The sequence below is a fragment of the Rhodovulum sulfidophilum DSM 1374 genome (assembly GCF_001633165.1).
Taxonomy (GTDB): Bacteria; Pseudomonadota; Alphaproteobacteria; order Rhodobacterales; family Rhodobacteraceae; genus Rhodovulum; species Rhodovulum sulfidophilum.
In genome coordinates, this window is the sequence record NZ_CP015418.1 from 958295 (window position 1) to 967500 (window position 9206).

Genomic DNA, 9206 nt, shown 5'->3' on the forward strand with positions numbered 1-9206 from the left:
GCTCGTCGCAGGTGTTTCAAATGTTTCGCGAGGCCGCCATGACTGCCCTTACATCTCCCCGAACGTTCGAATGGACCGTGACCGGCATGGATTGCGGGTCCTGCGCGGGCAAGGTGCGCGGCGCGGTCGAGCGGCTGCCCGGGGTCGACGAGGTCGAGGTGTCGCTGATGCGCGAAAAGCTGCGGCTGCGGCTGGAGGCGGGGACCAGTTCTCCCTCCGAGGTCGAGGCCGCGGTGCGGGCCGTGGGCTTCGGGATCGGCCCGGCCGGGCCGCAGGCCGGGCAGGGGGCAGGGCAGGCGGCGGGCGGCGATTGCGATTGTCATTGCGGCTGTGGCGGGTCCGGGGCGGCAGCCGATGCGGGGGCGGCCGACCGCGCCGCCGCGCCCGATCAGGAAGGCCGGTCCTGGTATCGTACCGGGCGCGGCCGCTTCGTGCTGGCCACGGGCGCGCTTCTGGCGGCAAGCTGGGCGGTCGGGCTGGCCCTGCCCGCCTCGCTGGCCGGGCTGCCCTTCGTGCTGGCCTGCCTGATCGGGCTGGCGCCGGTGGCGCGCCGGGCCTGGTCGCTGGCGCGGGCGGGCATGCCCTTCACCATCGAGATGCTGATGACGCTGGCCGCGACCGGCGCGCTGGTGATCGGTGCCGCCCAGGAAGCGGCGATGGTGGTGTTTCTGTTCGCCGTGGGCGAGTTGCTGGAGGCGGTGGCGGCCGATCGTGCGCGGGCGGGCATCCGGGCGCTCTCGGCGCTCGTTCCGCGCAGCGCCCGGATCGAGGAGGCGGACGGCCGGGTCCGCGAGATCGCGGCCGCCGATCTGGTGCCGGGTCAGCGCATGCTGGTGCGGCCGGGCGACCGGATCCCGGCCGACGGGACCATTTTCGAGGGCGTCTCGGGCATCGACGAAAGCCCCGTCACCGGCGAGAGCCTGCCGGTCACGCGCGGTCCCGGCGATACCGTGCGCGCGGGTTCGATCGCGACCGAGGCGGCGCTTCGGGTCGAGGTCACGCGGGCCGGCGAGGACAGCACCATCGCCCGCATCGTGCGGCTGGTCGAGGAGGCCGAGGCGGCCCGCGCGCCGACCGAGCGGTTCATCGACCGCTTCAGTCGGTATTACATGCCGGTCATCGTCGGGCTTGCCGCGCTGGTCGCGGTGGTGCCGCCGCTGGCTTTCGGGCAGGACTGGGGCACCTTCGTCTATCGGGCGCTGGCGCTTTTGCTGATCGGCTGTCCCTGTGCGCTGGTGATCTCGGTGCCCGCGACCATCGCCTCGGCGCTTTCCTCGGGTGCCCGGCGCGGGCTTCTGATCAAGGGCGGCGCGGTGATCGAGACGCTGGCCAAGGTCCAGAACATCGCCTTCGACAAGACCGGCACGCTGACCGAAGGGCGGCCCGAAGTGACCGGGATCGTGCCGCTGGAGGGGCGCGCGGCCGATGAGGTTCTGAGGCTGGCCGGTGCGGTCGAAACCGGGTCCTCGCATCCTCTGGCCCGGGCGATTCTTAACGCGGCCGAGGCCCGGGGCCTGGAACTGCCGCAGGCCCGCGGGGCCCGCAGCCTTCCGGGGCGCGGTGCCGAGGCCGAGGTCGCGGGCGCCTCGATCTGGGTCGGCGCACCCGCTCATGCTCCGGAGGGGGTCGGCGCGGGCCAGGAGATGGCGGCGGCCGTAGCCGAGATCGAGGAACGGGGCGGCTCTGCCGTGCTGGTGGTCGCGGCGGGGCGCGCGCTTGGCGTGATCGGGCTGGCCGACGCGCCGCGTGCGGATGCGGCCGAGGCGGTGGCCGAGCTTGCGGGGATGGGGCTCCGGGCGGTGATGCTGACCGGGGACAATCCGCGCGCCGCCCGTGCCATCGCCGAGCCGCTCGGGCTCGAGCCGCGCGCGGAACTTCTTCCCGAGGACAAGCTTGCCGCCATAGCCGAGATGGCGGACCGGGGCGGCGTGGCGATGATCGGCGACGGGATCAACGATGCGCCCGCGCTGAAACGGGCCGGGGTCGGCATCGCGATGGGGGCGGGCAGCGATGTCGCGCTCGAGACCGCCGATGCGGCGCTTCTGCGCAACCGCGTGACCGATGCCCCGGCGATGATCCGCCTTTCGCGGGCCGCGATGCATACCATCCACCAGAACGTGGCGCTGGCGCTGGGGCTCAAGGCCCTCTTCCTCGTGACCTCGGTCACCGGCCTCACCGGCCTCTGGATGGCGGTTCTGGCCGATACCGGGGCGACCGTGCTGGTTACCGCGAATGCGCTGAGACTGCTGGCTTTCGATCCGCGCCGCGCGGCGCGCGACTGACGGCAGAAAGGCGCCTGTCGGCACCGGCCGGACTTCCGTTCGGCCCGCGCGCCGGGCATAGTGCCGGCGCTTTCACGAAAGGACCTGCGAATGTCTCTGCCCGAACTTCTTACTGCCCTCGTCGGCGGCAATCTCGTCGTCTTGCTGCTGGGCGGGCTGATCCTGCTGACGGTGTTCCTCGGGGTGCGGATCGTGCCGCAATCCGAGAAGCATGTGGTGGAAAGGTTCGGGCGGCTGCGTTCGGTCCTGGGGCCGGGCATCAACTTCATCGTGCCCTATCTCGACCGGGTCGCCCACAAGATCTCGATCCTCGAGCGGCAGCTTCCCAATGCCAGCCAGGACGCGATCACCGCCGACAACGTGCTGGTGCAGGTCGAGACCAGCGTCTTCTACCGCATCCTCGAGCCGGAAAAGACCGTCTACCGCATCCGTGACATCGACGCGGCCATCGCCACCACCGTGGCGGGCATCGTCCGGGCCGAGATCGGCAAGATGGAGCTCGACCAGGTGCAGTCGAACCGTTCCGAGCTGATCTCGACCATCAAGGAAAGCGTCGAGGATGCGGTGGTCAACTGGGGCATCGAGGTCACCCGCGCCGAGATCCTCGATGTCAATCTCGATGCCGCCACCCGCGAGGCGATGCTGCAGCAGCTCAATGCCGAGCGCGCCCGCCGCGCCCAGGTGACCGAGGCCGAAGGCACCAAGCGCGCGGTCGAGCTTCAGGCCGATGCCGAGCTTTACGCCGCCCGCCAGGCCGCCGAGGCGCGCCGCGTTTCGGCCGATGCCGAGGCCTATGCGACCGAGGTCGTGGCCAAGGCCATTGCCGAGAACGGGCTTGAGGCGGCGCAGTATCAGGTGGCGCTGAAACAGGTCGAGGCGCTGACCAAGGTCGGCGAGGGCGCCGGCAAGCAGACGATCATCCTGCCCGCCCATGCGATGGATGCCTTTGCCGATGCGTTCAAGATGCTGAAGGGGCGCGGCTGATGCTCGAGACCTGGTGGGTCTGGCTCGCGGGGGCGGCGGTTCTGGCGATCCTCGAGATTCTGGCCCCGGTCCAGGTCTTTTTCGGCGTCGCGGTCGGCGCGGCGGCGGTCGGCATCGCGCTCTGGCTGGGGCTGGCGGTGGCCTGGCCCTGGCTTCTCGTGATCTGGGGGCTGGTCGCGGGCCTGTCCTGGCTGGTGCTGCGCCGGGCGCTGGGCGTGAGAAAGGGCCAGGTCAGGATCTGGGATGACGACATCAACGAGGGATGAGCCCTTCGGGGGCGCCAAGCTTGCGCTGCTGACCGGCCGCGGGCTGGTCTCGATCCTCAGGGACGATGTGCCCCATATCGCCTGGCCCGGGCACTGGGATTTCGCCGGCGGCGCGCGCGAGGGGCGGGAAAGCCCGGCCGCCTGCGTGCTGCGCGAAACCCGCGAAGAGCTGGGGCTGGCGCTCGATCCTGCGCGGCTGATCTGGCGGCAGACCTATCCCAATCACCGCGGTCGGCCGGTCTGGTTCTTCGTGGCCCGGATCGGTGCGGACGAGATCGCCAGGATCCGTTTCGGCGACGAGGGGCAGGGCTGGGCGGTGATGCCCGTGGGCGATTACCTGGCCCATCCGAAGGGGATCGGCCAGCTCAAGGAGCAGCTGGCCGAGTATCTTGCGGCGCGGCCCGGCGGCTGAGCCCGGCTGTCAGGCGCGCCCGGCTTCGGGCGAGGCCAGTTCGGCCTGAATGGCCAGAGCCGCGGCGCGCGGGTCCTCGGCCTGCCAGACCGGTCGTCCCACCACGATGTGATCGGCCCCGTCTGCAACCGCCCGGGCCGGGGTCGCGACCCGCTTCTGATCGCCAAGCGCCGCGCCCGCGGGCCGCACGCCCGGGGTGACGATGAGCTGGCCCGCCGCTTCGGGCAGGGCGCGGATCATCGCGGCCTCCTGCGGGCTGGCGATCACCCCGTCGGCCCCGGCCCCGAAGGCGCGGCCGGCACGTTCTGCCACCAGATCGGGCAGATCGCCCGCGCGGATCAGGCTGGCATCCAGATCGGCGCGGTCAAGCGAGGTCAGGATCGTGACCGCGAGGATCTTCGTCCGCGACCCGGCCGCGCCCTCGCATGCCGCGCGCACCACATGGGGGTCGCCATGCACGGTCAGGAAATCCAGATCGAACCGGGCCAGCCCCCTGACCGCCGCCTCGACCGTGGCGCCGATGTCGAAGAGCTTCATGTCGAGGAAGATCCGCTTGCCGTGCTCGTCCTTCAGCTCGCGCGCCAGCGCCAGCCCGCCGCCGGTCAGCATTCCCAGCCCGATCTTGTAGAAGGCGGCGGCATCGCCGATCCGGGTGGCGAGCGTCAGCCCGGCATGGGCATCGGGGACGTCGAGGGCGACGATCAGGCGGTCATCGGTCATGGGGGCGCTCCTTGGCGGCGGACGGGGGGTCGCGCCGGGTTCTAAGCGGCCGCGGAGGCTCCGTCCAGCGCGACAAAGCGCGGGCGCGGCCTTGCAACCGCAGGGGACGGCTCCCAAATTGCGAGGCAAGGCCCGCGAAAGAGGATGCGCTGCGGAGCAGGCATCCCGGAGGCGGGCGCTTCTAGGAAAGGAGATCCCGATGAACCTCGAGAAGTTCACGGAACGGTCGCGTGGCTTTCTGCAGGCCGCCCAGACCATCGCCATGCGGGAAAGCCACCAGCGGCTGGCGCCCGAACATCTTCTGAAAGCGCTGATGGACGATGAGGAGGGCATGGCCTCGAACCTCATCCGCCGGGCGGGCGGTGCGCCCGACCGGGTGCTGGAGGCGGTCGAGGCCGCGCTGTCCAAGATGCCCAAGGTTACCGGCGATGCGGGCCAGGTCTATATGGATCAGGCCACCGGCCGGGTGCTGGACGAGGCCGAGAGCCTGGCCAAGAAGGCGGGCGACAGCTTCGTGCCGGTCGAACGGGTGCTGATGGCGCTGTGCATGGTGCCCTCGAAGGCCAAGGAGGCGCTCGATGCGGGCGCGGTGACGGCGCAGAACCTCAATGCCGCGATCAACGATATCCGCAAGGGCCGCACCGCCGATACGGCCAGTGCCGAGGACGGCTATGAGGCGCTGAAGAAATATGCGCGCGATCTGACGGAGATGGCCGAAGAGGGCAGGATCGATCCGATCATCGGCCGCGACGAGGAAATCCGCCGCGCGATGCAGGTGCTGAGCCGCCGGACCAAGAACAACCCGGTCCTGATCGGTGAACCCGGCGTCGGCAAGACCGCCATCGCCGAGGGTCTCGCGCTTCGGATCGTCAATGGCGACGTGCCCGAAAGCCTGAAGGACAAGCGGCTGATGGCGCTCGACATGGGCGCGCTGATCGCGGGCGCGAAATATCGCGGCGAGTTCGAGGAACGGCTGAAATCCATCCTGAACGAGATTTCGGCCGCGGCGGGCGAGGTGATCCTGTTCATCGACGAGATGCACACGCTGGTGGGCGCGGGCAAATCCGAAGGCGCGATGGATGCCGCGAACCTGATCAAGCCGGCGCTGGCGCGGGGCGAGCTGCATTGCATCGGCGCGACCACGCTCGATGAATACCGCAAGCATGTCGAGAAGGACGCGGCGCTGGCGCGGCGGTTCCAGCCGGTCTTCGTCGAGGAACCGACGGTCGAGGACACCGTGTCGATCCTGCGCGGCATCAAGGAGAAATACGAGCTGCACCATGGCGTCCGGATCTCGGATGCGGCGCTGGTGGCGGCGGCGACGCTCAGCCATCGCTACATCACCGACCGGTTCCTGCCCGACAAGGCCATCGACCTTGTCGACGAGGCCGCCAGCCGCCTGCGGATGGAGGTCGACAGCAAGCCCGAAGAGCTTGACGCGCTCGACCGCGACATCCTGCAGAAACAGATCGAGGCCGAGGCGCTGCGCAAGGAGGATGACGCGGCCTCGAAGGAACGGCTTGAGAAGCTCGAGGCCGAACTGGCCGAGATGCAGCAGCAATCGACCGAGATGACCGCCAAATGGCAGGCCGAACGCGACAAGCTGGATCGGTCCCGGCAGATCAAGGAGCAGCTCGACCGGGCCCGGGCCGAGCTTGACCAGGCCAAGCGCGAGGGCAATCTGGCCCGCGCGGGCGAGCTGTCCTACGGCATCATCCCGCAGTTTGAAAAGGCGCTGTCCGAGGCCGAGAGCCGCGAGGATGACGTGATGGTCGCGGAGGCGGTGCGCCCCGAGCAGATCGCCCAGGTCGTCGAACGCTGGACCGGCATTCCGACCTCGAAGATGCTGGAGGGCGAACGCGACAAGCTTCTGCGCATGGAAGAGGAGCTTGGCCGCCGGGTGATCGGTCAGACCGAGGCCGTGAAGGCCGTCGCCAATGCGGTGCGGCGGGCGCGGGCCGGGCTCAATGACGAGCATCGTCCGCTTGGGTCGTTCCTGTTCCTGGGGCCGACCGGTGTCGGCAAGACCGAGCTGACCAAGGCGGTGGCGGAATATCTCTTCGACGACGATCAGGCGATGGTCCGGATCGACATGTCGGAATTCATGGAGAAACACGCCGTCGCCCGGCTGATCGGGGCGCCGCCCGGCTATGTCGGCTATGATGAGGGCGGTGTTCTGACCGAGGCGGTCCGGCGCCGTCCCTATCAGGTGATCCTGTTCGACGAGGTCGAGAAGGCGCATCCGGATGTCTTCAACGTGCTCTTGCAGGTTCTGGATGACGGGGTGCTGACCGACGGGCAGGGCCGCAGGGTCGACTTCAAGCAGACGCTGATCGTGCTGACCTCCAACCTCGGATCCCAGGCGCTGAGCCAGCTTCCCGACGGGGCCGATGCCGAGTCGGCGCGGCGCGAGGTGATGGAGGCGGTGCGCGACCATTTCCGGCCGGAATTCCTGAACCGGCTGGACGAGACGGTGATCTTCCACCGGCTCACCCGCGAGGACATGGACGGCATCGTGACGATCCAGCTCCGGCAGCTGCAGAAACGGCTGGATGCCCGCGGCATCCTGCTCGATCTCGACGAGGGGGCGCGGAAATGGCTGGCCGATGCGGGCTATGACCCGGTCTATGGCGCGCGGCCGCTGAAACGGGTGATCCAGCGCAGCCTGCAGGACCCGCTGGCCGAGGCGCTGCTGGCCGGGGAGATCCGCGACGGCGGCAATATCGGGGTGACGGTCGGTCCCGAGGGGCTGATCATCGGCGACCGGGTGGTCGGTTCGAACCGGCCGAAGCCGGAGGATGCCGTCCTGCACTGATCGGGCCTGCACTGATCGGAAGCGCGGGACCGCAGCGCTGGAACATGGGACGCCCGGGTCTGACGATCCGGGCGTCTTTTTCTGCGTTTCAGTCGAGCCCGACGACGTCGCGCACGATGCCGTCGAGCAATTCCTCGACCTCTTTCATCGGGCCTTCGGGATAGGTGCTGTAGCCGATCGTCGTCTTCCCGGGCGTCTCGGGATATTGCAGCACGAATATGCCATAGGGGCAGAAGCGGATGTTGAGCGGGTCGATCTCCATCACCTTTCGCGAGAGCGCGACCGGACAGAAGCTGTAAATATCGGCATTGAGAAAGATCGTCTTGTCCGAGCCAAGATCGGCCCGGGTCCGTTCCAGCATCTCGCCCGGATGGCTGACATGGTCGATCACCAGACCGCGGCCGGTGATCGCGGTTTCAAGTTCGAAGGCGACGTCTTCGAAACTCTGGCTGGTGGTGTAGGTGACCGGTGCCGCCGCGACAGCCCCTGCCGCAAGAAATGCGGCAAGTGTGGTCGCGGTAAGTAATGCTTTCATCTTTTCCTCCGAGGCTGGTGCCGCGCGGGGTTGTATCCGTTCTATTGTCCGCGCAGGTTATCCGAAACAGCGGGGTCGGCATCGTCCGCCCGCACAGGCATGACGGGGGCAGGATGGGCTGGGCCTATTACGCATTGCAAGTGCTGGCGGGCGCTTTCGCTTTGGTCATCGGTACCCTTCTAATGGTCAGCCTTGCGCTTTTCATCATCGACCGGACCCAGACCGGCGACGCGATCCGCCGCAATTACCCGGTGATAGGGCGGTTTCGCAATATCTTCACCAAGCTGGGTGAGTTCTTCCGGCAGTATTTCTTTGCGATGGACCGCGAAGAGATGCCGTTCAACCGCGCGCAGCGCGACTGGGTCGCCCGGGCGGGGGCAGGCAAAAGCAATACCGTTGCTTTCGGGTCGACCCGAAATCTCAGCATTCCCGGCACGCCGATTTTCGTCAACGCGGCCTTTCCGCCGCTTGAAGGTCAGTTTGCCAGTACCGCGCCGATGAAGATCGGCCCCTTCGCCCGTATTCCCTATGTCACCTCGTCCTTTTTCCATATCTCGGGCATGAGCTACGGGGCGATTTCGAAACCCGCGGTGCAGGCGCTGTCGAAGGGCGCGGCCGAGGCGGGGATCTGGCTCAATACCGGGGAAGGTGGGCTTTCGCCCTATCATCTCGAGGGCGGCTGCGACATCGTTTATCAGATCGGCACCGCCAAATACGGGGTGCGCGACGCCCATGGCCATCTGTCGGACGAAAAGCTGGCGGCGCTGGCGGCGATCCCGCAGGTGAAGATGTTCGAGATCAAGCTGAGCCAGGGCGCCAAGCCCGGCAAGGGCGGTATCCTGCCCGCGGCCAAGATCAACGAAGAGATCGCGCGCATTCGCGGCATCCCGCTGGGCGAGGACAGCTATTCCCCGAACCGCCATGCCGAGGTCGGCAACTGGGAAGACATGCTCGACATGATCGGCCATGTCCGCAAGGTCACCGGCAAGCCGGTGGGCTTCAAGGCGGTGGTCGGCGGTCCGGAACCCTTCGAACAGCTGTTCGATCTTGTGCGTGCGCGGGGCGCTACCTCGGCGCCCGATTTCATCACGATCGATGGCGGCGAGGGCGGCACCGGTGCTGCGCCGATGCCGTTGATCGACCTGGTCGGGCTGCCGATCCGCGAGGCGCTGCTGATGATGTCGGACCTCCG

8 protein-coding genes (1 of these 8 cut by a window edge) are annotated in these 9206 nt (G+C 68.3%); 6 read left to right on the top strand and 2 right to left on the bottom strand.

Going from position 1 to position 9206, the window contains the following annotated elements:
• Positions 1–38 precede the first annotated feature (38 nt).
• The 4 genes from A6W98_RS04700 (at position 39) to A6W98_RS04715 (ending at position 3944) form a co-directional block, all read left to right on the top strand.
• Positions 39–2282, top strand: a complete 2244-nt coding sequence (locus A6W98_RS04700) for a heavy metal translocating P-type ATPase (protein WP_042464551.1) — start codon at positions 39–41, stop codon at positions 2280–2282.
• A 90-nt stretch (positions 2283–2372) separates the two neighbouring features.
• Positions 2373–3266, top strand: coding sequence for an SPFH domain-containing protein (locus tag A6W98_RS04705; RefSeq protein ID WP_042458521.1), 894 nt, complete (start codon positions 2373–2375; stop codon positions 3264–3266).
• Positions 3266–3532, top strand: coding sequence for a hypothetical protein (locus tag A6W98_RS04710; protein WP_052677924.1), 267 nt, complete (start codon positions 3266–3268; stop codon positions 3530–3532). Before A6W98_RS04705 ends, A6W98_RS04710 begins: the two co-directional genes overlap by 1 nt.
• Entirely contained in the window at positions 3510–3944 is a 435-nt protein-coding gene (locus tag A6W98_RS04715; RefSeq protein WP_042458526.1) for an NUDIX hydrolase, read from the top strand. The genes A6W98_RS04710 and A6W98_RS04715 overlap by 23 nt, the downstream gene beginning before the upstream one ends.
• A 9-nt stretch (positions 3945–3953) precedes the next feature.
• Here A6W98_RS04715 and pyrF read toward each other — a convergent pair whose 3' ends face one another.
• Complete coding sequence (gene pyrF / locus A6W98_RS04720; protein WP_042458529.1) at positions 3954–4664, bottom strand: orotidine-5'-phosphate decarboxylase; 711 nt, start codon at positions 4662–4664, stop codon at positions 3954–3956.
• 199 nt (positions 4665–4863) lie between these two features.
• On the opposite strand from pyrF, the gene clpB reads away from it, so the two are divergent.
• Positions 4864–7479 (top strand): ATP-dependent chaperone ClpB, encoded by a 2616-nt coding sequence (clpB, locus tag A6W98_RS04725; protein ID WP_042458531.1) that lies wholly within the window; start codon positions 4864–4866, stop codon positions 7477–7479.
• 88 nt (positions 7480–7567) lie between these two features.
• Here clpB and A6W98_RS04730 read toward each other — a convergent pair whose 3' ends face one another.
• A complete protein-coding gene (locus A6W98_RS04730) occupies positions 7568–8014 on the bottom strand; it encodes a hypothetical protein (RefSeq protein ID WP_042458534.1) in 447 nt (148 codons plus the stop codon).
• Positions 8015–8127: 113 nt separating this feature from the next.
• Between A6W98_RS04730 and A6W98_RS04735 the strand changes: the two genes are divergently transcribed.
• A protein-coding gene (locus tag A6W98_RS04735; RefSeq protein WP_042458537.1) for an FMN-binding glutamate synthase family protein crosses the window boundary here: on the top strand, positions 8128–9206 show its 5' portion. It continues 421 nt past the right edge of the window; the window shows 1079 of its 1500 coding nt (coding positions 1–1079); it begins with the start codon at positions 8128–8130; the stop codon falls past the right edge of the window.

What these genes read in the sequence shown, in the direction of transcription:
- A6W98_RS04700 (WP_042464551.1), top strand. Translation starts at nt 39, where the DNA reads ATGACTGCCCTTACATCTCCCCGAACGTTCGAATGGACCGTGACCGGC.
- A6W98_RS04705 (WP_042458521.1), top strand. Translation starts at nt 2,373, where the DNA reads ATGTCTCTGCCCGAACTTCTTACTGCCCTCGTCGGCGGCAATCTCGTC.
- A6W98_RS04710 (WP_052677924.1), top strand. Translation starts at nt 3,266, where the DNA reads ATGCTCGAGACCTGGTGGGTCTGGCTCGCGGGGGCGGCGGTTCTGGCG.
- A6W98_RS04715 (WP_042458526.1), top strand. Translation starts at nt 3,510, where the DNA reads ATGACGACATCAACGAGGGATGAGCCCTTCGGGGGCGCCAAGCTTGCG.
- pyrF (WP_042458529.1), bottom strand. Translation starts at nt 4,664, where the DNA reads ATGACCGATGACCGCCTGATCGTCGCCCTCGACGTCCCCGATGCCCAT.
- clpB (WP_042458531.1), top strand. Translation starts at nt 4,864, where the DNA reads ATGAACCTCGAGAAGTTCACGGAACGGTCGCGTGGCTTTCTGCAGGCC.
- A6W98_RS04730 (WP_042458534.1), bottom strand. Translation starts at nt 8,014, where the DNA reads ATGAAAGCATTACTTACCGCGACCACACTTGCCGCATTTCTTGCGGCA.